Raw genomic sequence first — 26,271 nt, 5'->3', positions numbered from 1 at the left:
GCTAATCTTTTACCACAATAAGGGTGGCTTTTACGCCTGTGGCTAAATTCCATTGACTGGCCGCAATAATATTTCCAGACTCATCTAAAATTTGAAGTTCGGCCGTGTTAGGTCCGGATTCGCCTTGATTCAAGGCTTGAAAATCTATTTTATTAAATCCCTTTTCCAACGGCAAATAAAATCCAGAAAACGACGAATGTAGCAAAACATTTGGTTGCACAACTTGGTCGTTTACAAATACACGAACTTTGTCGCCATCAGGATACATGTGGTCTCTGTACCGAATATTTACCCGTTCCGCTTTGGTAATAAAATCGCCTAAATATTGTGTTGTGGTACTACCACTTTGCGTATTTCTAGGGTCGTTTTCAGCATATTTCAAATGTTTATTAACCTGTTTTTCGTAACGCTCGCCTGGATTGCCAAATTCTTCTCCAAACATAGAAAATGGCCTATTGGTAGATGGCAATGGGGTGGTTTTAGGCACTGAAAGCCCGTTAAAGGTATTGGCATTAGGTTGCAGTAAACCACTATTTTCATTCGGTTTAAATTCTAAACCACTGGCATCAGATTCGCTTTTTACAGCAGGAATTGAAGTTGATAAACCGGAATTACTGTCTATTTGTGCCGCACTTTCTGCAAAGCACAAAAAAACAAATGCAGTAAATAAAGTATACCGTATCATGGTCATAAAAACTGTTAGGGTGTTTTTTTATAAGCCTATTCCAAAAATCGTACCCAAAATTAATTTGGTATAAATATAGCAGAATTCAGATATAATTTTGAACACTTAGGCGTTTTTTATGAAAATTATTAAAGCGTCATAGGGTGTAATTATATGCGGTAATAAACCCTTTTTCACATTCAAAAAAACCGTTTCGGACGATACGGATTAGGCCTTATATATTTTTTAAACCCCCTTTACCGATAAAAGTGTGCAAATTGCCGCATATTTAGGAAGTATGTTAGTAAGTAACTGTTAAATTTCTCACTTTTTTGTAACTTTCAAGACGCATACTTAAATCCTGAAAATATGGCTAATAAAACCCTATTTATTATTTGCCTCCTACTTACAATAAGTTGTAAAAATAAATCTGAACCAATACCTACAAAAAATACCGATCCCGCAGTGGCTTCTGTTATTCCACCAAATAAAGACCTAATTGCGCTCGCACAAAAAATTCATGACAGTGTGATAATTATGGATACGCACATCGATTTTAGCGTTAAAAACTTCACGGATTCTATTAATTATACGCAAAATTTAAAATCGCAAGTTACGCTGCCAAAAATGAAAACTGGCGGTTTGGATGTGGCATGGTTTAGTGTTTATACCGGGCAAGATTCTTTAAACGAAGCCGGATATACCAAAGCCTACGAAACGGCTATGGGCAAATTTAACGCCATTCACCGGCTAGTTACAGACATTGCGCCTAACGCCATAGAACTTGCCGTAAATTCCAACGATGTTAGGCGCATACATGCCTCTGGTAAAAAAGTGGCTATGATTGGTATTGAAAATGGCTACCCTGTAGGCCTAAATATAAGTAATGTGGGTAAGTTTTATAATTTAGGAGGTCGCTACATGTCGCTTGCCCATAATGGCCATAGTCAGTTATCCGACAGCCATACAGGAGAGAAGGACAGCCTTTGGTTGCACAATGGTTTAAGTGCATTTGGCAAAGACGTTATTATTGAAATGAACCGATTGGGTATGATGATTGATGTTTCGCACCCTTCCAAAGAGGCGATGCGCCAAATTATAGCGCTTACCAAAGCACCCATTATAGCCTCGCATTCTTCGGCAAGAGCTTTATGTAACCACAGTCGCAATTTAGATGATGAGCAATTACAATGGATAAAAACCAACAATGGTGTGGTACAAACGGTTGCTTTTGATGCTTATTTGCATACCGAAAAAACTAATAAACGCAAAGAAGCCATGAAAGCTTTACAACAAGAAGTTGCCGACTCTTTGGGCGTGCAGTGGCATACATCGCGGGAGGCGGTAATGGCATTAAGCAAAGACGAAAGAAAACAGTTTTACAATTATTATAACGATGTAATACGTTTGGCCGAAGAAAAAGCTACCAAAAAACAAGATTTTCCCCCTGCGGTTAATGTATCGGATTTAGTAGACCATATTGACTATATGGTGAACAAAATAGGTATTAATCATGTTGGTATTAGTAGCGATTTTGATGGTGGTGGTGGCATAGACGGTTGGCGCGACGCTTCAGAAACATTTAATGTGACGCTAGAATTGGTTAAACGCGGTTACACGGCTGAAGATATAGGTAAACTGTGGAGCGGTAACCTTTTGCGCGTTTTAGATGCTGTTGAAAAGGTAGCCAAAAATATACAAGATGCCGCCAATAGCTAAAACCTATTTTTAACAACAAAAAAACAGCATTTTCAAAAAGTCTTGAAAATGCTGTTTTTATTTATCTAGTTTGTTGCTTTAATTAGTAGGCCAACAATGTTTTCAGCGCATCTTCAAACTTGCCTTTTCCTAAATATTGCGCTTCCAGTTGGTTTATAAACGGAATAGGTGTTTCCATACTGGCCACGCGTGTTACTGGTGCGTCTAGATATTCAAAACAGGTTTCCATTATAAGCGCAGAAATATCTGATGCAATACCACCAAACAAGGAATCTTCTTGTACAATTATGGCACGTCCTGTTTTTCTAACCGAATCAAAAATGGCCTCGGTATCTAGTGGTTGTAAACTACGCAGGTCTATTAAATCGGCTTTAATATCTGGGTTCTTGTCTAAGGTTTCCAAAGCCCAATGTACAGCGGCACCATAAGCTATAATGGTAACATCTGTTCCTTCGCGTAAACGCGCTGCTTTACCAAACGGAATTGTAAAGTAATCTGTAGGAACATCCTGACGGATGCTACGGTAAAGCGCTTTATGTTCAAAATACAACACAGGGTTAGGATCGTTTATAGCGGTAGCTAACAAGCCTTTTGCATCGTAAGGAAAAGCAGGGTATACCACTTTTAAACCTGGTGTTTTGGTAAACCAGGCCTCATTAGTTTGCGAATGAAACGGTCCGGCAGCAACACCGGCACCACAAGGCATTCTAATTACCACGTTAGCCTCTTGATTCCATCGGTAATGAGATTTCGCTAAATAGTTAACTATCGGATTAAAGCCAGACGTAGCAAAATCTGCAAATTGCATTTCCATAACCGCTTTCATACCAGCTATAGAAAGCCCCATAGCAGCCTCCACTATAGCCGATTCGCAAATTGGTGTGTTTCTAACACGTTCTTTACCAAAAAGTTCTACAAAACCATCGGTTATTTTAAAAACGCCACCGTATTCTGCAACATCTTGTCCCATAATAACCAAATCGTCGTGGCGCTCCATAGATTGTTTTAAACCTTCGGAAATCGCATCAATAAAACGTAACTCTTGGGTCTTTTCACCGGGTTTGTGCTCGTTATAGGTAAAAGCTTTGTAAACGTCTGCTAATTCTTCCGTTTCACTTGGTTGAATAGGACTTTCATCGAAAGCCATTTGCAGATGGGCATTAATTTCGTGCACAATGGCCTCTTTCATGGCCACTTCGGCTGTTTCGGTTAGGATGTTTTCGTCCCTTAAAAATGCTTGAAAGTTTTCTAACGGATCCTTTTTAGCCCAGGCATCCATTAAATCTTGCGGCACATATTTGGTACCGCTCGCTTCTTCGTGTCCGCGCATTCTAAAAGTTTTAAACTCAATTAAAACAGGACGTGGATTTTTGCGAACATCGGCGGCTAAATCGCGCATTCTGGTATACACTTCAATAATATTGTTACCATCTATAATATGCGATTCCATACCATAACCAATACCACGTTCTGCTAAATGTTCGCAATTGTACTGTTCGCTAGTTGGGGTAGATAGCCCATAGCCATTGTTTTCAATGCAAAATAAAACCGGTAACTGCCAAACCGAGGCAACGTTTAAAGCCTCATGAAAATCGCCTTCACTTGTGCCTCCCTCGCCGGTAAAAACGGCTGTTACTTGGTTTAAGTTTTTAAGCTTACTAGCTAAAGCAATACCATCGGCAACCCCTAATTGTGGGCCTAAATGAGAAATCATGCCCACAATATTGTAGTCTTGCGTTCCAAAATGAAACGACCTATCGCGTCCTTTTGTAAACCCGTTAGCTTTTCCTTGCCATTGACTAAATAGACGGTGCAGTGGAATGTCTCGAGTGGTAAATACACCTAAATTTCGGTGCATGGGTAAAATGTATTCTTCGGGCTTTAGGGCCATTGTTACCCCTACCGAAATGGCTTCCTGCCCTATTCCGGCAAACCATTTGGAAACTTTGCCCTGTCGTAACAGGATTAGCATTTTTTCTTCAATTAAACGTGGCTTTAGCATGCGTTCGTAAAGATGAAGTAAGGTGTTGGTATCCAAACCCGATTTATTGTATTTTATAGTGCTCATTGATGTTGCTGTATGGCTCATAATTAATGTTTGTCAAATATACTATAAATTGATAATTCCAAATAACAATCCTTCAATAAATAGTCATTCAAACTTTGTAATGTTTTTGTACATTTGTAGTCTATGTACGTATAAAAAATAACCATCATGAAAACCATACCAAGCGTTAATTTAAACGATTTTACATCCGGCAATCCAGAACGTAAACAACAATTTGTGGATGCCATAGGCAAAGCTTACGAAGACATTGGATTTGTAGCCTTAAAAGGTCATTTTCTGGATGATTTGTTGGTAGATAAATTATATGCAGAGGTGAAAAATTTCTTTGCACTACCTCTAGAAACAAAACGCAAATATGAAATTGAAGGTATTGGTGGCCAACGTGGTTATATTTCGTTTGGAAAAGAAAGTGCAAAAGGAAAAAAAGAAGGCGACTTAAAAGAGTTTTGGCACTTTGGGCAATATGTGGAAAACAATCCAAAATTAGAAGCCGAGTATCCACAGAATGTTATTGTTGAAGAATTACCCGAATTTAATAAAGTTGGTAAAGAAGCCTATAAAATGCTAGAAAAAACTGCCAAATATGTGCTCCGTGCGCTGGCGCTGCATTTAAATTTAGAAGAAACCTATTTTGACAATTACATACAGAACGGCAACAGTATTTTACGTCCTATTCATTACCCCCCTATTTTAGAAGAACCAAAAAATGCGGTTCGAGCAGCTGCACATGGCGATATTAATTTAATTACATTATTAATGGGTGCCCAAGGGAGAGGTTTACAGGTTCAAAATCATGAAGGCGAATGGCTAGATGCTATTGCCGAGCCAGATGAATTAATGATTAATGTTGGCGATATGCTTTCCAGACATACCAATAATAAATTAAAATCTACCATACACCGCGTTATAAATCCGCCAAGAGAACTCTGGGGAACCTCCAGATACTCTATTCCATTTTTTATGCATCCGGTTAGCGATATGAAACTGGATGTACTGGAAAGTTGTGTAGATGCAGACAACCCAAAACAATTTGAACCTATTACAGCAGGTGCGTTTTTAAATGAGCGACTTGTAGAGTTGGGTTTAATAAAAAAATAGAATGGATTTAAAAGACCAATTAAAAAACTTGTTTCCAGATCATGTTTCAGAAACACCAGAACCGGAAAACAACACCCAGAACGACCTGTGGATTCAGGACGACCCACTCTTGTGCAAATACGAAAAACGAAAGGGCAAACCTATAACAATTATAGCTGGTTATACAGGTGCTACAGAAGATTTTAAGGCTTTGGCCAAAGAACTAAAAACCACATTAAGTGTAGGTGGTAGCTTTAAGGACGATACCATTATAATTCAGGGTGATTACAGAGATAAAATTATGACCATTTTAAAAGAAAAAGGATTTTTAGTGAAACGCGTAGGTGGCTAACTTTTAAGGCATGGCACAGCCCAATAAAACCATCAAAAGGTTTGTAAATACTATTTACTTTAGTAACTTTCAGTTTTGTTTAACCGAAATTTTTAGTGCCTATTCAGTTTAAATTGGTAGCATCCAAATAGCCATAGGACGATACCATTTTAGCGAGTTCTTTACCCCTAATTTCTGCGTCGTAGCATAACACATAACAGTAATTTTAGGCAACAACCATTTTAATGGTAAACCAATATTTTGAAAAAAAACCAAATACACAAGCACATGAATATTAAAGAATCTGAATTAATATTAAATCCAGATGGTAGTGTTTATCATTTAAATTTAAAACCAGAAAACATTGCCAATACCATCCTTTTTGTTGGCGATCAGGGTCGTGTTGAGAAAATTACCAAGCATTTTGACACCATTGAATTTAAAACACAAAAACGTGAGTTTAAAACCCAAACAGGTACCTATAAGGGTAAAAGGCTAACTGTAATATCCACAGGTATTGGTCCAGATAATATTGATATTGTTATGAATGAGTTGGACGCTTTGGTAAATATCGATTTAGAAACCAGAAAAGCAAAACCAGTACAAACAGCTTTGAATATTATCCGTGTTGGTACATCTGGCTCTTTACAAGCAGATATACCAGTAGATAGTTTTGTAATGGGTTCGCATGGATTAGACTTAACAGGCTTACTTCACTTTTATCAAATAGACCAATTTACACACCCCGAAATAGAAGACGCTTTTAAGTCACATACCCAGTGGTACTCAAGAAAAGCGGATCCACTTATTATTAGCAATAGCTCTTTTCTAGAAAAGCATTTTGCCTCTGCACAAACCTTTATTGGTATAACAGGAACGGCTATTGGTTTTTACGGTCCACAAGGCAGAGTTTTACGCTTACCGGTGCAAAATCCAGAATTAAACCATAAAATGGATACTTTTAATTTTAAAGGCATGCGCATAACTAATTTGGAAATGGAAACATCTGCTATTTATGGATTATCAAAACTACTAGGACATCACGCACTTTCACTAAACGCTATTATAGCCAATCGTGCCAATGGTACTTTTAGTAAAAATCCACATGCCGCAATTGAAAACCTCATTCAATACACCTTACAGAAAGTGATTACCTTATGAAAACCATAAACATTGGTGGTGTTCCCGAACATTTTAATCTAGCTTGGTATTTAACCCTAAAGGAAGGTCTTTACAAAAAAGACCAGATAAACCTACGTTGGCACGACTACCCCGATGGAACCGGTGCAATGTGTGAGGCGCTTCGGGACGGTCATATTGATATGGCTGTTATTTTAACCGAGGGCATTATTAAAGATGTAATAGCCGGAAACCCTACCAAGATTATTCAAACCTTTGTGAAAACACCTTTAATTTGGGGTATTCATGTGGCGGCAAAATCGCAATTTCAAGCCATTTCAGACTTAAAAGGCAAAAAAGCCGCTATTAGCAGATACGGATCAGGATCGCACCTCATGACATATATCCATGCGAAAAATAATGGGTGGGATTTAAAAAATGATTTAAAATTTACCGTTGTAGATACCTTGGAAGGTGCTGTTACAGCCCTAAATAATGGGACTGCAGATTATTTTATGTGGGAAAAATTTATGACAAAACCCTTGGTAGATACAGGTGTTTTTAGGCGTTTAGGAAAATGTCCTACGCCATGGCCTTGCTTTGTTATTGCTGCTAGAACTAATTTTATTAGCCAAAATAAACCCGAACTTCAAAACATCATAAACACTATAAACAAAGCTACCAAACAGTTTAAAAGCATTCCCGATATAGACAAGCTAATAGCAGCACGTTATAACCAACAATTGGCAGATGTTCAAGAATGGTTATCTTTAACAGAGTGGTCCGACAAGCAGCCTTCAGAGGCCACAATTTACGATATACAGCAACAATTACTAGCTCTAGATATTATACCTAAAACCGTACCCTACAATGCCTTGGTACACCTGTTTTAAAAAATAAATAAGACGGTAATAAGTTAGTCGCCTAGCCTACTGAAGCACGTTTAATAAATTATTAAGTAAGGACAGGTTAGTTATACTTGGGCTAAAGTGGGGCTTTAATGAGTTTTTGTTAAAATTTCTTTAAATTTTAAAATAATTCTCTTATATTGAGGGTATCAATTAAACTAAAACCCTTTTTCATGCTTTTAACCATCACAATTTCCTTGGTTATTTTGGTGGGTATTAATTTTTTGTTGCTTACCTATAGTTGTAATAAAATAAGCAAACATCCCAGCAAAATAAAAAAGGAAGCGTTTTCCGCCCAAATCCAGAACAGGCGTAAACCAGTGGAGAATCCAACAGAGTTGGCGCCAACTGGCAGTTAAGCGGATACACGTTGTTTAGGATAATAACCAATTACCATTTTATAGGTAGTTGGTTATTATTTTTTAGCACCCTATTTGTTTCACTAAAATGTTTATTTCCAAACCAAAAACCACGATTAGCGCTTAAGGGCGACGGATGGCCACTGGTTAAAATAGTATGTATGGGATTGGTAATAAGTTTTGCTTTCTTTTTTGCAAATCCACCCCAAAGTAAAAAAACAACGGGTGTTTGTTTCCTATTAATTATTTTAATGGCGGCATCTGTTAAAATCTCCCAACCGGCGTTTTTATGACTTCCGGGCTCATGGGCCCTAACACTTAATATAGTATTTAGTAAAAAAACACCCTGCTTTGCCCATGCTATTAAATCCCCGCTTTGTGGATAAGGTTTTTTTAAGTCCATTTCTAATTCTTTAAAAATGTTTCGCAAGGAAGGTGGATGCGCTATCTGTTCATGTACGCTAAAACATAAACCATTAGCTTGATTAGGTCCATGATAAGGATCTTGCCCAATAATAACCACACGAATATTGGTTAAACCCGTTGTTTCAAAAGCTTTAAAAATTTCATTTTTTTGAGGGTAACAGGTATTATTAGCATATTCGCGATTAATAAAGGTTTCCAATTCTTTAAAATAAGAAGCCTTTTTCTGTTCAGCAAAAAAAGGCTGCCAACTGTTATTTATTTTTATGTCCATTTGTGAAATCTTTTTTACCAACACACTAAATTAATATTATCTTTAAGGCCACAAAATTATATACGTCTTGAAAAAAATAAAATTCCCTACAGCTCAAACCATTTTATTAATTATTGCCGCATTGGTGGCCTTACTAACCTGGTTTGTACCCGCGGGAAAATACGACACTTTAACCTATAATAAAATTGACAATAGTTTTACTAAAACACATTTAGAAACAGAGTCGAAACTACCAGCCACTCAAGAAACCCTAGAAGCTTTAGCTATTAAAATACCTTTAGAAAAATTTACTAACGGCGATATCTGGAAACCCATATCGATACCCAATACCTATCAAGTTGTTAGTGCAAAGCCTCAAAATTTAGTTGCTTTTTTTAAGGCTCCCATAAAAGGTATTATTGAAGCAGCTGATATTATTTTTCTGGTGCTAATAATAGGTGGATTAATTGGTATTATGAATTATACCGGTGCCTTTGATGCTGGAATTTCTTGGCTGGCCAAAGCCCTAAAAGGCCATGAGTATGTTTTAATTATTTTGGTTACAGCACTGGTAGCATTAGGTGGTACTACTTTTGGTTTAGCCGAAGAAACGATAGCCTTCTACCCTATTTTAATTCCCATGTTTTTAGCTGCTAAATACGACGCCATGGTACCGCTTGCAGCTATATATTTAGGCTCTTCCATTGGAACCATGTTTTCCACCGTAAACCCGTTTAGCACTATAATTGCTTCCGATGCTGCTGGAATAAATTGGACTACAGGGCTTACAGGGCGCGTAGTTGCGCTTGTAATTGGCGTTGCTATTTGTATTATTTACATTTTAGTGTATGCACAAAAAGTAAAGAAGGATCCTTCAAAATCTATTATTTACCATCAAAAAACCGAAATTGAAGCGCATTTCGGAACAAAAACTAAAAATATTTTGGCCTTAAGTACCCGTTTGCGGCTAATCCTTCTTGTTTTTTCTGCCTGTTTTGTGGTTATGATTTACGGCGTTTCGCAATTAGAATGGTGGTTTGTTGAAATGACTACGGTCTTTTTTGTTGGTGCTATTTTAATTGGTATTATAGGCAAGATTCAAGAAACTACTTTCGTGGAAACCTTTATTAAAGGTGCAGCCGATTTACTGGGTGTGGCGCTTATTATTGGTATTGCCCGCGGTGTGTCTGTTTTAATGAACGATGGCCTTATTAGCGACACCATGCTCTACCATGCTAGTACTGTTACAGAAGGCATGAACAAAGGTGTATTTGCAAATGCGATGCTGTTTATTTATAGCGGTTTATCATTCTTTATTCCAAGTTCTTCAGGAATGGCGGTTTTAACCATGCCTATCATGTCGCCTTTGGCAGATACGGTTGGTTTTGGCAGAGAAGTTATTGTTAACTGTTACCAGTATGGTATGGGTTTATTTGCTTTTATAAATCCTACAGGTTTAATTTTAGCATCACTAGCCATTGTAAAAATTGGTTATAATAAATGGTTAAAATTTGTACTTCCATTATTGTTAATACTCACCATTTTTACCATGATTATTATTACCATTCAAGCTTTTTATTAGAAGGAAAACACCCATTTTTAATCTGAAGGTGTTAGGGTTCATACAAAAAACACCATCAGGTTATTAGCGTAACCAACACTGTTTAATCCAGTAATGCCCTCTGAAATCTGTTTGGAATAAACCAAACAGGCTGTTTAAGTACGTGAGGTTTTAAAACATTATCCGTATTTTTACAAGCTCATAAATGAGATTTTCATCAGCTAAAACTATATGATACATATTCACGAAAAAACACGCCAAGATCTGGAATTTTCTACCGTTTTGCAACAAGTAAGCGCTTTGTGCATAACGCCTTTAGGACAACAGGCCGCTTTGGAAATTAGTCCCTTAAAAACCCACGACCAGGTTGTGAAATCCTTATCATATACCAACGAATATTTAGCATCCTTGTATAACGATAACCGGATTCCAAACCATGGTTTTGATGCCATAACAAAAGAATTAAAACTACTTAAAATAGAAAACACCTTTCTGGAAACACCTAGTTTAAAGAAACTTGTTAGTATGTCTATTACAGTTAATGCACTGGTTGTTTTTCTGAAAAAATTTAAAGAATATTATATAAATCTTAATGAGTATGCATCACATATTGAGGTTACAAAGGTATTAATTGAAGAAATTGATAGCATAGTAGATAGGTTTGGCGACATAAAAGACAGCGCATCGCCTTTGTTGCAAGAGCTACGGCAAAGTATTAATAAAGTAAAAGGAAAAATAAATAGCAGTTTTGGTGCTGCCCTAAATACGTATCATCAATTAGACTATCTGGATGATATTCGGGAATCGGTAGTAGACAACAAACGGGTACTAGCTGTAAAAGCCATGTACCGTCGTAAAGTAAAGGGCGCCATTATGGGCGGAAGTAAAACCGGAAGTATTGTATATATCGAGCCGGAAACCACATTACAGCACACCCGCGAATTAAACAATTTAGAATATGAAGAACACGAAGAAGTTATTCGCATTTTAAAGGATGTTACCAATTTTATCCGACCATTTATACCACTGTTAGAGGACTATCAAAGCTTTTTAATAAATATTGATGTTATTTCGGCCAAGGCAAAATATGCCAAATCTATGAACGCCGTGTTGCCAGAAATTAATACCAATCGGGAACTTAACTTACGCGATGCCTACCACCCGTTATTATACTTAAGCAATACCCAAAAAAATCAAAAAACATATCCGCAGTCCATAAAATTAACACAAGAAAACCGGATTATTGTTATTTCTGGACCTAATGCTGGCGGAAAAAGTATTACTTTAAAAACGGTAGGATTGTTGCAAGTAATGCTGCAATCGGGGTTTTTAATACCAGTACATGAACGCAGTAGTGTTTTTTTATTCAAGCGAATTATTACGGATATAGGCGATAATCAATCTATTGAAAACCATTTAAGCACTTATAGCTACCGCTTAAAACAAATGAATTATTTCCTTAAAAAATGCCATAAAGACACCTTGTTTTTAATAGATGAGTTTGGCACTGGTTCCGATCCAGAATTGGGAGGTGCTTTGGCAGAAACCTTTTTAGAGGAATTTTACCACCGCGAAGCATTTGGTATTATAACCACACACTATGCAAACCTGAAAATGTTAGCCAATGAGCTACCGTTTATGCAAAATGCCAACATGATGTTTGACGAAAAAACATTAGAACCCGTTTATAAACTGGCTTTAGGACAAGCAGGGAGTTCCTTTACGTTTGAAGTAGCCCAAAAAAACGGCATCCCCTATTCTTTAATAAATAGGGCCAAAAAGAAAATTGAAAAAGGCAAAGTTCGTTTTGATAGAACCATAGCAAAGCTTCAAAAAGAACGATCTAAATTAGAGAAAACGGAACAGTCGTTAAAAGAAAACGAACGCAAGAAACAAACAGAGGCCGAAAAATTAGAGGAAATCAATTTAAAAGTTCAGAAGAAGTTAGAAAGCTATCAAGAGCTATACGATACCAACCAGCGCCTCATTTATTTAGGGCAGAAAGTAAACGATTTATCTGAAAAATATTTCAACAACAAACAGAAAAAAGCACTCTTGAGTGAACTATTTAAACTAGTTCAAATTGAAAACTCCAAACGCAAAAAAATCTCTGTTAAAAAACAAAAGGCTGAAAAAGCAAAAGTTGAGAAAATAAAAGAAGAAGCTGAAAAAAAAGTAGCCGTTATTAGGGAGAAAAAAAAGGCTGAAAAAGCAAAAGAAAAAAACAAACCAGCACCGCCAAAACCCGTTTTAAAAATTGGCGACCGGGTTAGAATGCAGGATGGCCGCGCGGTTGGAAGCATAGATAGTATTGAAAAAAATAAAGCTGTTGTTAATTATGGCATGTTTACAACAAATGTCAGTTTGGAACAATTAGAACTTGTGGAAGCTGTAAACAAATAAACGCTTTGTTTTTTAGCTTAAAACCACTAAAAACACCTGCTATTATGATAAAAAATCTGCCAGAAAACAAACATTTAATACTATTTGATGGGGTATGTAATTTGTGTAATAACGCCATTAACTACGTTATTAAACACGATAAAAATAATGTTTTTGTGTTTGCTCCATTACAAAGCAACATTGGAAATCAGGTCCTAGAGGCCCACCAAATAGATACTACTAAATTGGACTCTATTTTATTGTATACTGCTAATAAACAACTTCATTACAAATCTACCGCAGCCTTAAAAATAGCTTCTAAACTAGGGTTCCCAAGAAATTTATTACCAATTTTTTTCATTGTTCCTGCATTTATTCGCAATTGGGTTTACGATGTTATTGCTAAAAATAGGTATAAATGGTTTGGAAAAAAAGAAGCGTGTATGATACCTACCAAGGAATTAAAAGCAAAATTTTTAGAATAAAGAGGCAGTTTGTTTTTTTATGCTATTTTTGACTCGTTATTAGCTTTTTGAAATAAAATGTCTAAATAAAAATATCTTAATAAACTTAACACCAATTTTATGAAAAACACGTTCACATTAGCAGTGCTACTTTTAATTTTTGCTTCTAGCTGCTCCAGTATTAAAGTTTTGGATGCTTGGAAATCCGATTCCATTAGCGACTTTCAAGATAATAAAGTTCTAGTTATTTCCAGAACCGATAATAAATCTGTTAGAATTGCTTTTGAAACGGAGTTAGCCAAGGAACTTCGAGCTAATGGTATTCAGGCTACTGAAAGTTTTAAAGAAATGCCAGAATTTAGCCATGACAAGGAACTAAATCAAGAACAATTAACAAACTTTCGATCGTTTTTGAAAAATGAAGGTTATAACGGTATTGTACTAACTGTTGTAAAAGATTACCAAGAACGCACCCAAACAACACAGGATGGTGGTTACTATGCCGGCGCTACATACTGGCCTTCCTATTACCCTGCTTATTACGGTGGTTTTTATGGTTATTATGCCAATCCGTTTTCGTATTCAACATACGGATCTTATGTTCCAATGACGGCCACCACACAAGTTATTAAAACTTATGTGGTTGAAACAGTTGCTTACGATTTAACAAAAGCAGACGGCAAACAATTAGCTGCGGTAGTAACAACACAAATTGACGACCCGCAAAATATTCGTAAAAATGCCGCCGATTATACAGCTAAAATAACAAAAGCACTTACGCGTAAATAAGCTAAAAAGCGTTTTTTAAACAACTAAGCCTCGGTACTATTATCGGGGCTTTTTTTTTGGGCTTTAATAGCAAGCAAATTATAACTAGAAATTGCCTTGCAACTTTATAAATTAAAGCTACATTTGCCCATTATTTAAGTTGCAAAATGAATACCACCAAACATTATCTAGCCGCCACCCTTGCCTTTACAATTTGGGGATTTTTTAGCCTGGTTTTAAAACCGTTGTCGGCGTTCTCTGCTTTCGATATTTTAAGTTATCGCTCTGTGGTATCTGTTGCCATTATGCTTGTAGTAAGTCTTTTATTTAGGCCAAAGGTTTTAAAAAATACCCTAAAGCGCTACCAAGCGCTGGAGAAAAAAGAGAAAATTCGCATTGCAGTAATTAATTTAGCTAGTGGCTTGTTTTTGGCTTTAAATTGGTACGTATTTATTTATGTAATGAATAATGTAAGTGTAAAAGCCACATCATTAGCTTACTTAATTTGCCCAATTTTAACCATGGTTTTAGCTTTTATCATTCTGAAAGAAAAATTGTTTAAATTACAATGGCTGGCGGTTACCTTAAGTTTTTTGGCTTGTTTAATTATTTCGTTAGGAAATTTTACCGATTTATTTTACAGCATGCTTATAGCATTAAGCTACGCCATTTACCTTATTTTACAACGTCGAAATCAGGAACTCGATCGGTTTTTAATATTAACTGTTCAAATAGCATTTGCTGTAATTTTATTAATACCTTTTTTTGCCACACACCAGTACAATACACCTAAAACACCTTACTTTTATAGCATGATAGCTGTTATTGCTGTTGGTTTTACCATTTTACCCATGTTTCTTAACATTTATGCCCTTCGTGGTTTAAATTCGGCTGTGGTAGGAATATTTATTTATTTAAATCCGCTAATTAACTTTTTTCTAGCTGTATTTTACTTTAAAGAAACCATCACCACTGCTCAAGCTTTAAGTTATAGCCTGATTATTACCTCGGTTATTATCTTCAATATACCAGCTATTAAACATCGTATTAATAAACGGCGTGCAGCTCATATTCAATAAAAACTTATAAAAATTACCTGCTATTTTGTAGCTTCTTAAAAAAGCGTCTAATTTTATTAACCCTCCTGGAATGTGTATTTTTGCCCAATATAAACGTTGCAAATTGGTTTTTTTAACCATGTAAGCAACTAGAATGTAACCAAACCTAAATCCCTATACGTGCAAAAATTATTATCTAGTTCGGAATTAAAAGCATTTCTGGATGCTAAAGTTAACTATTACAACACCCCAGAGTTTCTAGATACCGATCCTATTAAAATACCTCATACCTTTTCAAAAAAAGAGGATATTGAAATAGCTGCTTTTTTAACCGCTACTATTTCTTGGGGAAATAGAAAAAGTATTATTACCAATGCGCAACGTATGATGGCACTTCTGGAACAAGACCCATACCATTTTGTTATGCACCACCAAGAGCCTGATTTAAAAAAACTACTACCTTTTGTGCACCGCACTTTTAATGGTACAGATTTCATAACTTTTATATCTGGATTAAAACATATTTATAGCAATTACAACGGCTTGGAAACTATTTTTGCCGAGCATGCTAAAAGCACGCATTTACAAGCCGCTATTCATACGTTTAAACAACGTTTTTTTGAAATACCACACCTAACACGAACCGAAAAACACATTTCGGATCCCCTAAAAAATTCTGCTGCAAAGCGCATTAATATGTTTTTGCGTTGGATGGTAAGACCAGCAGATACTGGTGTGGATTTTGGTTTATGGAAATCGGTTCATACCAAACAATTATCCTGTCCGTTGGATGTACACTCCGGAAATGTAGCCAGAAAACTGGGTCTGCTTACCCGAAACCAAAACGATGCCAAAGCTGTTCTAGAGCTTGATACCAATTTGCGACAATTAGACCCAAACGATCCTGTAAAATACGATTTTGCACTTTTTGGATTGGGTGTTTTTGAGGGGTTTTAAGTAATTTCTGTATCTTTATTCCGAAAACCTTTTTAATAAAAATCTATGAAAAAAATTCTTTTTTGCATGGCGGCTCTAGCGCTGCTTACCGCTCACGCACAAAACAGGCAAATACCAACAGATACGGTGGTTGTTACCAACCATAAGGCAACAATTAACAATGTTAATTTAGAGTATAAAGCCTTTACTGGCACGCAACCCGTGTGGAATAAATCTGGTGAACCTATGGCAACATTATTTTACACCTATTACGAGCGCAGTAATGTAAAGAACCAAGCCAACCGACCTTTGGTTATTTCGTTTAACGGCGGTCCTGGTTCTGCATCGGTATGGATGCATATTGCCTACACCGGACCACAAATTTTAAATATTGATGATGAAGGATATCCTGTGCAGCCATATGGTGTTAAAAACAATCCTTATTCTATTTTGGATGTTGCGGATATTGTTTTTGTAAACCCTGTTAACACCGGTTACTCGCGCATGATAGAAGATAAGGATGGTAAACTTCCAAACAGAGACCAATTTTTTGGTATAAATGCCGATATACGCTATTTAGCAGAGTGGATAAATACCTTTGTTACACGATACAACCGCTGGGAATCGCCAAAATACTTAATTGGTGAAAGTTATGGCGGACCACGTGTTATGGGATTGGCAGAAGAATTACAAAACAACCAATGGATGTATTTAAATGGGGTTATTTTAGTATCGCCAGCCGATTATAAAATCTATTCAACCGATCAGCCCATTTATTCTGCTTTAAATTTACCCTATTTTACAGCAGCAGCCTGGCACCAAAAAGCATTACCACCGCAGCTTCAACAAAAAGATTTAACCGAAATTTTACCGGAAGTAGAAACATTCGCTATCAATACTTTAATGCCTGCCATAGCAAAAGGAGGTTTTATTTCGGCTGAAGAGCGCAACCAAGTAGCCGAAAAAATGAGTTTGTATTCTGGCTTAAGTAAAACAGCTATTTTACAACACAACCTAAATATACCAACGCGATTTTTTTGGAAAGAATTGCTCCGTGATCGCGGTTATACTATTGGTAGGTTGGATTCTCGCTATTTAGGTATTGATAAAATGGCGGCGGGAAATGCGCCCGATTATAATGCCGAATTGTCCTCGTGGTTGCATTCCTTTACCCCTGCCATAAACTATTATTTACGCGAACATTTAAATTTTAAAACAGATATTAAATACAATATGTTTGGCGATGTACATCCTTGGGACCGCCAAAATGATACAACGCGTGAACGGTTGCGTCAAGCTATGGCACAAAATCCGTATTTAAAAGTTCTTGTGCAGTCTGGTTACTACGATGGTGCTACAACCTATTTTGCTGCAAAATATACGGTTGGCCAGTTGGATCCTTCGGGTGTCATGAAAGATAGATTTACTTTTAAAACCTACAGAAGTGGCCATATGATGTATTTAAGAAAAGCCGATTTAGAGGCTTCTAATAATGATATTCGCGAATTTATTGCCAATTCATTAACCAACGGAAAGCCAGCTAAATATTAACGATGGTTTTTAGCTTATAAGCCTTATCGTTACAGAAAGGTTAAAAAAAGAAACACCTGATAGCCTACAAAATCTATCAGGTGTTTTTTATTAAAGTGGTTTTAAAGTTGTTTTACCCTTTTAACCAAGCATTTCGTAAGGCTATTTGGTCTGGCGTGGCAGTATCTTTCTCTATAATGCGTTTGCCTGTAGTAAAAGTAGGTGTTAACGTTGTGTTGATAACAATTTCCTTACCACCTCTATCAAGTATTACGGAAACTTCTCGGCCTGCTTCCCAAGAAAATACCTCTTGAAAAACCTGATTGGCTGTTTGTAACGTTACTGTTGTGCCATCTATGGCTTTAATTACATCGTTTGGCATGGCTCCTTGTGCTTTCCAAAAGCTATTGCCCAACACGTTTTCTGTAAAAAATATAGTCCCTTCACTTTGGTCTGCAGATACAATTAAGGCTCCATTACCTTGAATATAATTGGTTTCTACAGCGCCTTCGCCAATTTCTAAACCAACTTTCTCAAAGAAATCTTCGTAAGGTATAGGCGTATTCCCTATGACATGCGCATCAAAAAAGTCGCGTAAACTAGGATATGTCATGGCTACAATTTCATCAATTAAGGCATCATCTTCAAAGGGTTTGTTTTTACCATATTTGTTGGACAATTCTTTCATTAACGATAAAATACCGCGGTTGCCATTACTGCCTTCACGAATTAAAATATCTAAGCACATACCAATTAAAGCACCTTTTTGGTACACATTATAGTACTGGCTTGCATAGGGTTCGTCCAATACATTTTCGCTCATCTCTGTAAAACTCATGCTATCGTTCATACTTCGCGATGCCGAAATTTTACCCAATATTTTATTGTAAAAATCCGTTTCAGAAACAATACCTTGATCTACTTGAAATAAGGTAGCAAAATATTCGGTTACCCCTTCATACATCCATAAATGTTTAGAAAATGTTGGGTTGTTGTAATCAAAATAATGTACATCTTCAGAATGCACACTTAAAGGCGTTACAATATGGAAAAATTCGTGCGATACGATATCAATCATACTATTATCAAGCGCTTTTTGTGGCATAGACTCTGGCATAACCACTACGGTAGACGTATGGTGCTCTAGGGCTCCAAATCCTTTTGGAGAATCTGCTTTTCCTTCAGACAAATACACATATATGTCGTAACGTGGTGTACTATCAATATCGCCCATGTAAGCTTTTTGACCCTTCATCATGGTTTCCATAGCACTCTTCATAGAAGCTGCAGTATGCTTGCCGTTAGGTGAGTACACACTTAAAACGATTTTAATACCCCCAATTTCAAATTCTTCAACATCCAGATTACCGTACATCATAGGATTATCTGTAATATCAAAATAACGCGGTGCAAAATATGAGGAGGTTATAACCTTACCATCGGCACTTGTTGTGGCTTTTGATTGTTGCAAGGCCGAGGACCGCACAAAATCGGCCGGCGCGATAACATCCAGCGTGTATTGGTTATTTTTAAGTGAATCGAAATACCCAATAAAACCGTGTAAATTTAGTACATAGTTGTCAGGTTCAATGTTAGTACCTGCAGGCGAAAATGGCACATCACCTCCTATACCACCTACTTCTTCTTGGTCGAACGTATCATTAACCAAGTAGCTTACATAATCTAGCTCGGTAGCATTGGTAATAATCCAAGAGTTGGTATCAATTTTATTTACTGGTAATGTATTACCATCATAATCGAATGCTTGAAGTCCTTCAATATATTTTCCAAAGTCACTAACAGAATATGTTCCTTGCACCACTTTTGGTAACCTGTAAGTTACGGTATCTGTTGTAAAACGGCCTGGATTTATAGTTACTGGCACTTTATCGTCCGATACTTTGGTTATATCAATAACGGAAGCTATTGGCGTATTAGTAGCCAAATTAGCTGTAGTTGATTTTGAAGAAGAGCCACAGGCTGCAAGTAGTAAAGACATACCTACAAGGGCTAATGTTTTTTTCATGATAAAAGAATTAAATAAAAAGGTTAATTACTGTTCAAAAATACAATGTGCTTGCAATAAATAACACAACTTTATGTTAAAATGAAGAATCGCTATCTTCGCAACATGGAACAGGAGCTAATAAGCATTATTACGCCTTTTAAAAACACCGAATCCTTTCTTGCAGAATGTGTTCAATCTATTATTAATCAGTGTTATACAAACTGGGAATTACTAATAGTGGACGATGGTTCAACCGATGCTAGTTACCGTATTGTAAGTGCGTTTGCAAAAAACGATAGGCGTATAAAATTATACAAAAATCCGGGTACGGGTATTATTAGTGCGCTGCAATATGGCTTTTCTAATAGCCGTGGCACTTTTATAACACGCATGGATAGCGATGACGTTATGACACCAAATAAATTGGCAGTTTTAGCACATAATTTAAAAACATTTGGTAAGGGTCATGTGGCCGTAGGACAAGTTCGTTATTTCCGAAAAGACGGCTTAAGTTTGGGCTACAAATCATACCAAAATTGGCTTAATTCGTTAACGCAAACAGGTAACAATTACTCTGAAATTTATAAAGAATGTGTTATTCCTTCGCCTTGCTGGATGGTATATAGACAAGATTTTATAAACTGCAATGCTTTTAATAACCAAATATACCCAGAGGATTACGATTTGGCTTTCCGGTTTTATGAAAACCAGTTAACCATTATACCCTGTTCCAAAAAAATACATTTATGGCGGGATTATAGTACCCGAACTTCTAGAACCCACGAGCATTATGCAGAAAACCATTTTTTACCGCTTAAATTAAAATACTATTTAAAACTAGATTACAATCCAAAACAACCGCTTGTAATTTGGGGCGCCGGAAAAAAAGGAAAAACAGTGGCGAAATTGCTGTTAGAAAATGCCGTTAACTTTATTTGGATTTGCGATAATTCGAAAAAAATTGGTAAAGAAATTTATGGGATTGTTATGCACGATATTTCCCGTTTAAAAACACTTACCAATCCGCAATGCTTAATAACGGTAGCCAATAAAGCAGAACAAAAAACCATTCAGGCCTATTTACAGTCTATAGGACTATTGCCCAGTAAGCACTATTTCTTTTTATGTTAGGACGTTAATTTATGTTGAAAAGGTTTACTTTCTCATGTTAAACACTATTTTTGTAATAAATTATCCGTGGAATGCAGTTTAAACATCCAGAAATACTTTACGCGTTATTTTTACTAGTAATTCCAATAATTGTACACTTATTTCAATTACGAAAATTTCAAAAGGAATCCTTTACCAATGTGGCGTTTTTAAAGCAAATAACGCTTCAAACACGTAAAAGTTCGCAGATAAAAAAATGGCTTACCTTGCTTACGCGCATGCTTTTGCTGGCTTGCTTAATTTTTGCTTTTGCACAACCTTATACAGCTTCAAAAAACCAGTTTAATACCCAGCCCGAAACGGTTATTTATTTGGACAACAGTTATAGTATGGAGGCCAAAGGCGAAAAGGGCCCCCTGTTGAAGCGCGCTATTCAAGAACTCATTGAAAATCTTGACCCAGAAGCGCCAATTTCTGTGGTTACCAATACAACTTCTTTTAGCAATACTAATTTAAAGAGTATTCAAAACGAACTCTTACAATTACCCTACGCACCAAACGCACTGCCGTTTGAAGCTGCATTGCTTAAAAGTGAAAAGCTTTTTTCAAATAAACCGAACAGTCCTAAAAATTTAGTATTTATTTCGGATTTTCAGGAACAACAAAAACCGTTTTCCAAACCACTAGATACCAGTTACACCTTACATGCTGTAAAACTAAAACCACAAGTAGAAAGTAATGTTTCTGTGGATAGTGTTGCCGTAACCGGAAAAGAATTAGGTAAATTAAAGTTACGTGTATTTTTAAAAGCCACTGGACCAACAGCTGGTACTGTACCTGTTTCGGTATATAATAATCAGACTTTATTAGCTAAAGCTACCATTGATTTTTCAGAAACTAATGTAACCACTTTTACACTAACGGAAAACCACATACCTAATGGTAAAATAGTTATCGAGGATGCGGGCCTACCCTTTGATAATGTGTTGTATTTTAGTTTAAACAAGCCTGAAAAAACCAAGGTGTTACACATACACCATCAGGATAATTTAGATGTTTCGTATATAGAACGTTTATTTAATAACCCGGAATTTGAATTTTCTACAACCTTTTTAAACAATTTAAACTACAGCGTTATAGAAAACCAGCAACTGCTTATTTTAAACGAATTAACTACCATTCCAAGCTCCCTTATAAACGCTATTCAAAGCTTTATAAAGCGCGGCGGCTATGTTTTAATGATACCAAATAGTCTAGCAAACCTCCAAACATATAATGCATTTTTGGAGCCTTATAATATGGTCATGCAAGCGGGTATAACAAGTGAAAAGCGGGTGTCTAAAATCAGTTATGCCCATCCACTTTACAAAAACGTTTTTGAAAAGCAAGAAACAAACTTTCAGTACCCAAAAGTAGCCAGTTATTATCCTGTTAAAGCCAACACGAGTTCTGTGGCTTTGGCTTTTGAAGATGGCAAACCATTTTTAGTCACCCAAAACCAATTGGCCCTATTTACAAGTCCTTTAAATAAAACTAATTCCAACTTTAGCGAATACGATTTAATTGTTCCAACCTTTTATAACATAGCACAGCAAAGTTTAAAAACGGCGCGACTTTATTTTACAATAGGCGAAGAAAACAGTTTTGATGTACCAGTTGCTATGCAAGCCGATGGCGTATTAACATTGCATTATAACGAACAAACAACCATACCGCTCCAGCAGTATTTTAACAATAAGGTTACCATAACCACAACAGATATTCCAGATGTTGCAGGATTTTACCAGGTTCAAGATAAGCAAAATCCTATAAGTACGGTTAGTTACAATTACGCCAGAGCAGAAAGTAAATTAAGCTACCAAAATTTAGAAAACCTGGAACAAGTTCAAGTAAGTAGCGCTATTAACACTGCTTTTGATACAATAAAAAGTGATACCAAAATTAATGCCTTATGGAAATGGTTTGTTATTTTTGCCTTGGTATTTACTTGTATCGAAATGCTCATCTTAAAATATTTTAAATGAACGCACTCATAAAATCTGCCAAAATTATAGACCCTAAAAGCGATTTCCACAATCAGGTAGTGGATATTTGTATCGAAAACGGCAGCATTACTAAAATAGCACCAAATATCTCCAATTCACATAATTTTAAAGAAGTAACGCGGCCTAATTTGCATGTGTCGCCAGGCTGGTTTGATAGCAGTGTTAGTTTGGGTGAACCAGGATTTGAGGAGCGTGAAACCATTCAAAATGGTTTGCAAACGGCGGCACTTTCAGGTTTTACGGCCATTGCTTTAAATCCGAATACAAATCCTGTATTAGACAGCTTTGCCGATATTTCCTTTGTAAAAACCAAAGCACAAAATCATGCCGTTTCATTATATCCTATTGGCGCATTAACAAGCGGATCGGATGGTAACAACATGGCAGAATTATACGACATGAGCCAAGCTGGTGCCGTGGCTTTTTACGATTACCAAAAACCTTTAAATAATCCAAACCTAATGAAAATTGCTTTACAATATGCTAGCAATTTTAATGGTTTAATCTTTTCATTTCCACAGGAATCGCGTATTGCTCGTAACGGGGTTATGAATGAGCACGTTTCCAGCACTAAATTAGGTTTAAGCGGGATACCGGCCTTGGCAGAGGAACTTCAAATAGCAAGAGATTTATTTTTATTGGAATATACTGGGGGCAGTTTGCACATACCTACAATTTCCACAGCCAAAGCGGTAGCACTTATTCGTGAAGCGAAACAAAATAAATTAAATGTTACCTGCAGTGTTGCCATTCACAATCTTATATTTACGGATAGTGTTTTAAATACTTTCGACACAAAATTTAAAGTACTACCACCTTTAAGAACTGAAACAGATACAGCTGCGCTTATTGCAGGTTTATCCGATGGTACTATTGATATGGTTACAACGGATCATAACCCATTAAATATGGAACTAAAAAAAGTGGAGTTCGAGCAAGCTAAATTTGGCACCATAGGATTGGAATCGGCTTTTGGCGCCTTGCAAACCATTTTCTCTACAGAGCAAGCGGTGTCTTTATTAACTAAAGGTAAAAGCCGCTTTGGTATAACCCAATATACTATAAACCAAGGAGAAACAGCCAACTTAAGTCTGTTTAACCCAAATACAACTTACCATTTTAATAAAGCAAATATCCAATCTACTTCCAAAAATGCCATTTTTGAAGGGGCCTCGTTGGTTGGAGAGGTTTATGGTGTGTTTGCAAATAATAAACTGATTTTAAAATAATTAAATGACAGCACAAGATATTAACGACGGGAAAACAATGGCTATTGTAGCCTATTTAACCATAATTGGTACCATAATAGCTATTATTATGAATAGCGATAAAAAAAATCCGTTTACCTCTTTTCATGCCAAACAAGGTCTAGGTTTAAATGCAACATATTTGGTTTTAGGCTATTTTATAAGTGCTTTCGATAGCTTTGCCATATCCATCGGATTTTGGATTGCTATGAGCATTTTATTCCTTTATGGTATATTTTTAGCGGTAACAGGCGCTTGTAAAGAGGTGCCTGTTTTAGGAGCCACGTATCAAAAACTATTTGCAAGCATTGCTTAATTATGACCACACCAAACTTACATTATATTACCAGACCATCTACATTAAAAGAAAATGCACCTTTATTAATATTGTGTCATGGTTACGGCAGCGATGAAAACGATTTGTTTTCGTTTGCTTCCGAACTCCCTGAAACATTATTCATTATTTCATTACAAGCACCTTATAAGCTACAACCTTATGGTAACGCTTGGTATGCTATTAATTTTGATGCCCAGAATGGAAAATGGAGCGACGATGAGCAAGCTAAAACCTCGCGCGATAAAATAGCAGACTTTATAGACTATGCTTGTAACACCTATCCGGTAAATAGAAATAACGTGAGTTTGTTAGGCTTTAGCCAAGGCACTATTTTAAGCTACGCAGTGGCATTAACCTATCCAGAAAAAGTAAAAAATATTATTGCCTTAAGCGGCTATATAAATTCGGAAATTATTCCTGAAAATCCGCAATCCCAAAACTATAAGCATTTACAGTTTTATTGTTCGCATGGCAGCGCCGATCAGGTAATTCCTGTAGATTGGGCCAGAAAAGCGCCACAATTTCTTAAACATTTAAACGTGGCGCACCAATATTCAGAATTTCCTGTAGGCCATGGCGTGGCTCCACAGAATTTTTATGAGTTTAGAAGTTGGTTAATTGATAGGATATAGAAACGATTCCACCACTTTAAAGCTTAATTGTTTATCTTCCGAAATGGAATAGGTTAAAAACATTTCGCCCCAGTATTTACCATCTGTAAAATTAGCTATAATCCATTTATGGTTTAAAATGCGTATTTGATCTATCATCATTTTACCGCCGTTAAGAGCAGCGTACGGAATTAAAGGATGCTCCTCGCCTTTTACCAGGTTTAATTCATAAAGGGCATCCTTTACAAAGGGAATTAACTCGTCTACACGATAACCTTCGGCTTCTATATAGCTTAAAGCCGCTTCGGTATTCATAACAGAAAATTCTGATAACCGGAGTACATCATCACGAAGTTTTGAAATGGTATCCTGATATTTGGTAATTGATTTTTCGAAATTAGCTTCCTTTTTATCAATTATACCTTCATAAGAATCTAAAATACGTTTCGAATTTACAAATTGAAACACCAACAAAAGCGCCACAAAAATAAACAGGTAGTTAAAAATTTTCTTTTTCATTATAGAGTTATTTGTAAATTATCGTAGGCTAAAAATACGTTGTCTGGTAACTTGCTTTCTACTTCATCATGGAAGCCTAACAAATGACTTATATGGGTAAGGTAGGCCTTTTTAGGTTGTAGTTTTTTAATTATTTCCAAGGCTTCTGGTAAATTTAAATGCGACGGATGCTCGGTTTCACGCAAAGCATTTAAAACCAATACGTCTAAATTTTTCAGTTTTTGAAGCTCTGTTTCCTCAATAGTTTTCATATCGGTTAGGTAAGCAAAATTGTGAAAACGGAAGCCAAAAACCTGTAAGTTATAATGGGTACCGTTTATGGGTAAAACCGATTTGTTTTCAAGCCTAAAAGGCTCATTTTTAATTTCGTGCTGTATCACGCTAGGAGCACCAGGGTATTTATTTTCAGTCTGAAAAATATAATCAAAACGCCTGGTTAATTCGTTTAAAACACGCTTGTGGGCGTATACATGAAGCGGACCTTGTTTAAAGAAAAAAGGCCTGATATCGTCCAAACCAGCAGTATGGTCTGCATGCTCATGGGTAAAAATTATGCCGTCTATTTTTGGGCAATTGGTACGCAACATTTGTTGTCTAAAATCAGGACCACAGTCTACAACATACGTTTTAGAATCCCACTCTATTAAAACAGAAACACGTAGGCGTTTATCTTTAGGATTAGTGCTTAAACACACTGGGTGTTTGCTTCCTATAACTGGTATCCCTTGCGAGGTTCCGGTACCTAAAAATGTAACTTTCAATTGTATTAATTTT

At 36.4% G+C, this 26,271-nt stretch carries 24 protein-coding genes; 18 read left to right on the top strand and 6 right to left on the bottom strand.

Annotated features, from left to right (window positions below; genetic code table 11):
• Position 1: 1 nt before the first annotated feature.
• Positions 2-685: a hypothetical protein gene (locus ACFSQP_RS03275; protein ID WP_376891737.1), complete on the bottom strand. Its 684-nt coding sequence runs from the start codon at positions 683-685 to the stop codon at positions 2-4.
• Between the two features lie 348 nt (positions 686-1,033).
• Here ACFSQP_RS03275 and ACFSQP_RS03270 point away from each other — a divergent pair, with 348 nt between their 5' ends.
• Positions 1,034-2,383, top strand: coding sequence for a dipeptidase (locus ACFSQP_RS03270; RefSeq protein WP_376891735.1), 1,350 nt, complete (start codon positions 1,034-1,036; stop codon positions 2,381-2,383).
• 82 nt (positions 2,384-2,465) lie between these two features.
• Here ACFSQP_RS03270 and ACFSQP_RS03265 read toward each other — a convergent pair whose 3' ends face one another.
• Positions 2,466-4,472: an alpha-ketoacid dehydrogenase subunit alpha/beta gene (locus tag ACFSQP_RS03265; RefSeq protein WP_376891733.1), complete on the bottom strand. Its 2,007-nt coding sequence runs from the start codon at positions 4,470-4,472 to the stop codon at positions 2,466-2,468.
• Positions 4,473-4,598: 126 nt separating this feature from the next.
• Between ACFSQP_RS03265 and ACFSQP_RS03260 the strand changes: the two genes are divergently transcribed.
• The 5 genes from ACFSQP_RS03260 to ACFSQP_RS03240 all read left to right on the top strand — a co-directional run bounded on the left by ACFSQP_RS03260 (position 4,599) and on the right by ACFSQP_RS03240 (position 8,245).
• Positions 4,599-5,549 (top strand): isopenicillin N synthase family dioxygenase, encoded by a 951-nt coding sequence (locus ACFSQP_RS03260; RefSeq protein ID WP_376891732.1) that lies wholly within the window; start codon positions 4,599-4,601, stop codon positions 5,547-5,549.
• 1 nt (position 5,550) lies between these two features.
• Positions 5,551-5,880, top strand: coding sequence for a translation initiation factor (locus ACFSQP_RS03255; RefSeq protein WP_376891730.1), 330 nt, complete (start codon positions 5,551-5,553; stop codon positions 5,878-5,880).
• Between the two features lie 267 nt (positions 5,881-6,147).
• Positions 6,148-7,020 carry a nucleoside phosphorylase gene (locus ACFSQP_RS03250; protein WP_376891729.1) on the top strand — a complete coding sequence of 291 codons (873 nt, stop codon included), beginning with the start codon at positions 6,148-6,150 and terminating at the stop codon, positions 7,018-7,020.
• The gene (locus tag ACFSQP_RS03245) at positions 7,017-7,871 is read left to right on the top strand and encodes a substrate-binding domain-containing protein (protein ID WP_376891728.1); all 855 of its coding nucleotides are present in this window, start codon (positions 7,017-7,019) and stop codon (positions 7,869-7,871) included. Before ACFSQP_RS03250 ends, ACFSQP_RS03245 begins: the two co-directional genes overlap by 4 nt.
• Before the next feature lie 188 nt (positions 7,872-8,059).
• The gene (locus ACFSQP_RS03240) at positions 8,060-8,245 is read left to right on the top strand and encodes a hypothetical protein (RefSeq protein WP_376891727.1); all 186 of its coding nucleotides are present in this window, start codon (positions 8,060-8,062) and stop codon (positions 8,243-8,245) included.
• 31 nt (positions 8,246-8,276) lie between these two features.
• Here ACFSQP_RS03240 and ACFSQP_RS03235 read toward each other — a convergent pair whose 3' ends face one another.
• Positions 8,277-8,942 (bottom strand): uracil-DNA glycosylase, encoded by a 666-nt coding sequence (locus ACFSQP_RS03235; RefSeq protein WP_376891726.1) that lies wholly within the window; start codon positions 8,940-8,942, stop codon positions 8,277-8,279.
• Positions 8,943-9,009: 67 nt separating this feature from the next.
• Here ACFSQP_RS03235 and ACFSQP_RS03230 point away from each other — a divergent pair, with 67 nt between their 5' ends.
• The 7 genes from ACFSQP_RS03230 (at position 9,010) to ACFSQP_RS03200 (ending at position 17,641) form a co-directional block, all read left to right on the top strand.
• Positions 9,010-10,503 carry a YfcC family protein gene (locus ACFSQP_RS03230; RefSeq protein ID WP_376891725.1) on the top strand — a complete coding sequence of 498 codons (1,494 nt, stop codon included), beginning with the start codon at positions 9,010-9,012 and terminating at the stop codon, positions 10,501-10,503.
• Between the two features lie 210 nt (positions 10,504-10,713).
• Complete coding sequence (locus tag ACFSQP_RS03225; protein ID WP_376891724.1) at positions 10,714-12,885, top strand: endonuclease MutS2; 2,172 nt, start codon at positions 10,714-10,716, stop codon at positions 12,883-12,885.
• 44 nt (positions 12,886-12,929) lie between these two features.
• Positions 12,930-13,349 carry a thiol-disulfide oxidoreductase DCC family protein gene (locus tag ACFSQP_RS03220; RefSeq protein WP_376891723.1) on the top strand — a complete coding sequence of 140 codons (420 nt, stop codon included), beginning with the start codon at positions 12,930-12,932 and terminating at the stop codon, positions 13,347-13,349.
• 99 nt (positions 13,350-13,448) lie between these two features.
• Positions 13,449-14,117, top strand: coding sequence for a hypothetical protein (locus tag ACFSQP_RS03215; protein ID WP_376891721.1), 669 nt, complete (start codon positions 13,449-13,451; stop codon positions 14,115-14,117).
• 146 nt (positions 14,118-14,263) lie between these two features.
• On the top strand, positions 14,264-15,175 hold the full coding sequence (locus tag ACFSQP_RS03210) for an EamA family transporter (RefSeq protein WP_376891719.1): 912 nt from the start codon (positions 14,264-14,266) through the stop codon (positions 15,173-15,175).
• Positions 15,176-15,334: 159 nt separating this feature from the next.
• Positions 15,335-16,111: a TIGR02757 family protein gene (locus ACFSQP_RS03205; protein ID WP_376891718.1), complete on the top strand. Its 777-nt coding sequence runs from the start codon at positions 15,335-15,337 to the stop codon at positions 16,109-16,111.
• A gap of 45 nt (positions 16,112-16,156) precedes the next feature.
• Positions 16,157-17,641: a S10 family peptidase gene (locus ACFSQP_RS03200; RefSeq protein ID WP_376891717.1), complete on the top strand. Its 1,485-nt coding sequence runs from the start codon at positions 16,157-16,159 to the stop codon at positions 17,639-17,641.
• Positions 17,642-17,753: 112 nt separating this feature from the next.
• Here the strand turns inward: ACFSQP_RS03200 and ACFSQP_RS03195 are convergent, their stop codons facing one another.
• Positions 17,754-19,646: a M61 family metallopeptidase gene (locus ACFSQP_RS03195; RefSeq protein ID WP_376891715.1), complete on the bottom strand. Its 1,893-nt coding sequence runs from the start codon at positions 19,644-19,646 to the stop codon at positions 17,754-17,756.
• Between the two features lie 81 nt (positions 19,647-19,727).
• On the opposite strand from ACFSQP_RS03195, the gene ACFSQP_RS03190 reads away from it, so the two are divergent.
• The 5 genes from ACFSQP_RS03190 to ACFSQP_RS03170 all read left to right on the top strand — a co-directional run bounded on the left by ACFSQP_RS03190 (position 19,728) and on the right by ACFSQP_RS03170 (position 24,999).
• Entirely contained in the window at positions 19,728-20,759 is a 1,032-nt protein-coding gene (locus ACFSQP_RS03190; protein ID WP_376891713.1) for a glycosyltransferase, read from the top strand.
• Between the two features lie 71 nt (positions 20,760-20,830).
• Positions 20,831-22,762, top strand: a complete 1,932-nt coding sequence (locus tag ACFSQP_RS03185; RefSeq protein WP_376891712.1) for a vWA domain-containing protein — start codon at positions 20,831-20,833, stop codon at positions 22,760-22,762.
• Complete coding sequence (locus ACFSQP_RS03180; RefSeq protein WP_376891710.1) at positions 22,759-24,012, top strand: dihydroorotase; 1,254 nt, start codon at positions 22,759-22,761, stop codon at positions 24,010-24,012. Before ACFSQP_RS03185 ends, ACFSQP_RS03180 begins: the two co-directional genes overlap by 4 nt.
• A 4-nt stretch (positions 24,013-24,016) precedes the next feature.
• On the top strand, positions 24,017-24,346 hold the full coding sequence (locus ACFSQP_RS03175; protein ID WP_376891708.1) for a hypothetical protein: 330 nt from the start codon (positions 24,017-24,019) through the stop codon (positions 24,344-24,346).
• Between the two features lie 2 nt (positions 24,347-24,348).
• The gene (locus tag ACFSQP_RS03170; RefSeq protein WP_376891706.1) at positions 24,349-24,999 is read left to right on the top strand and encodes an alpha/beta hydrolase; all 651 of its coding nucleotides are present in this window, start codon (positions 24,349-24,351) and stop codon (positions 24,997-24,999) included.
• Here the strand turns inward: ACFSQP_RS03170 and ACFSQP_RS03165 are convergent.
• Together ACFSQP_RS03165 and ACFSQP_RS03160 are read right to left on the bottom strand one after the other, a co-directional pair.
• Positions 24,982-25,497, bottom strand: a complete 516-nt coding sequence (locus tag ACFSQP_RS03165) for a hydrolase (RefSeq protein ID WP_376891705.1) — start codon at positions 25,495-25,497, stop codon at positions 24,982-24,984. The two genes, ACFSQP_RS03170 and ACFSQP_RS03165, sit on opposite strands and share 18 nt — an antisense overlap.
• Entirely contained in the window at positions 25,497-26,258 is a 762-nt protein-coding gene (locus ACFSQP_RS03160) for an MBL fold metallo-hydrolase (protein ID WP_376891703.1), read from the bottom strand. The genes ACFSQP_RS03165 and ACFSQP_RS03160 overlap by 1 nt, the downstream gene beginning before the upstream one ends.
• Positions 26,259-26,271: the final 13 nt, after the last annotated feature.

The organism is Bizionia sediminis (genome assembly GCF_042684585.1).
In the GTDB taxonomy this organism is placed as follows: Bacteria; Bacteroidota; Bacteroidia; order Flavobacteriales; family Flavobacteriaceae; genus Algorimicrobium; species Algorimicrobium sediminis.
The sequence above is the reverse complement of the archived record's forward strand: the minus strand, read 5'-3'. Positions and strand labels throughout refer to the sequence as shown.

Bases quoted from the DNA above. Each gene is read 5' to 3' on its own strand.
- ACFSQP_RS03275 (WP_376891737.1), bottom strand. From the start codon at position 685: ATGATACGGTATACTTTATTTACTGCATTTGTTTTTTTGTGCTTTGCA.
- ACFSQP_RS03270 (WP_376891735.1), top strand. From the start codon at position 1,034: ATGGCTAATAAAACCCTATTTATTATTTGCCTCCTACTTACAATAAGT.
- ACFSQP_RS03265 (WP_376891733.1), bottom strand. From the start codon at position 4,472: ATGAGCCATACAGCAACATCAATGAGCACTATAAAATACAATAAATCG.
- ACFSQP_RS03260 (WP_376891732.1), top strand. From the start codon at position 4,599: ATGAAAACCATACCAAGCGTTAATTTAAACGATTTTACATCCGGCAAT.
- ACFSQP_RS03255 (WP_376891730.1), top strand. From the start codon at position 5,551: ATGGATTTAAAAGACCAATTAAAAAACTTGTTTCCAGATCATGTTTCA.
- ACFSQP_RS03250 (WP_376891729.1), top strand. From the start codon at position 6,148: ATGAATATTAAAGAATCTGAATTAATATTAAATCCAGATGGTAGTGTT.
- ACFSQP_RS03245 (WP_376891728.1), top strand. From the start codon at position 7,017: ATGAAAACCATAAACATTGGTGGTGTTCCCGAACATTTTAATCTAGCT.
- ACFSQP_RS03240 (WP_376891727.1), top strand. From the start codon at position 8,060: ATGCTTTTAACCATCACAATTTCCTTGGTTATTTTGGTGGGTATTAAT.
- ACFSQP_RS03235 (WP_376891726.1), bottom strand. From the start codon at position 8,942: ATGGACATAAAAATAAATAACAGTTGGCAGCCTTTTTTTGCTGAACAG.
- ACFSQP_RS03225 (WP_376891724.1), top strand. From the start codon at position 10,714: ATGATACATATTCACGAAAAAACACGCCAAGATCTGGAATTTTCTACC.
- ACFSQP_RS03220 (WP_376891723.1), top strand. From the start codon at position 12,930: ATGATAAAAAATCTGCCAGAAAACAAACATTTAATACTATTTGATGGG.
- ACFSQP_RS03215 (WP_376891721.1), top strand. From the start codon at position 13,449: ATGAAAAACACGTTCACATTAGCAGTGCTACTTTTAATTTTTGCTTCT.
- ACFSQP_RS03210 (WP_376891719.1), top strand. From the start codon at position 14,264: ATGAATACCACCAAACATTATCTAGCCGCCACCCTTGCCTTTACAATT.
- ACFSQP_RS03200 (WP_376891717.1), top strand. From the start codon at position 16,157: ATGAAAAAAATTCTTTTTTGCATGGCGGCTCTAGCGCTGCTTACCGCT.
- ACFSQP_RS03195 (WP_376891715.1), bottom strand. From the start codon at position 19,646: ATGAAAAAAACATTAGCCCTTGTAGGTATGTCTTTACTACTTGCAGCC.
- ACFSQP_RS03190 (WP_376891713.1), top strand. From the start codon at position 19,728: ATGAAGAATCGCTATCTTCGCAACATGGAACAGGAGCTAATAAGCATT.
- ACFSQP_RS03185 (WP_376891712.1), top strand. From the start codon at position 20,831: ATGCAGTTTAAACATCCAGAAATACTTTACGCGTTATTTTTACTAGTA.
- ACFSQP_RS03180 (WP_376891710.1), top strand. From the start codon at position 22,759: ATGAACGCACTCATAAAATCTGCCAAAATTATAGACCCTAAAAGCGAT.
- ACFSQP_RS03175 (WP_376891708.1), top strand. From the start codon at position 24,017: ATGACAGCACAAGATATTAACGACGGGAAAACAATGGCTATTGTAGCC.
- ACFSQP_RS03170 (WP_376891706.1), top strand. From the start codon at position 24,349: ATGACCACACCAAACTTACATTATATTACCAGACCATCTACATTAAAA.
- ACFSQP_RS03165 (WP_376891705.1), bottom strand. From the start codon at position 25,497: ATGAAAAAGAAAATTTTTAACTACCTGTTTATTTTTGTGGCGCTTTTG.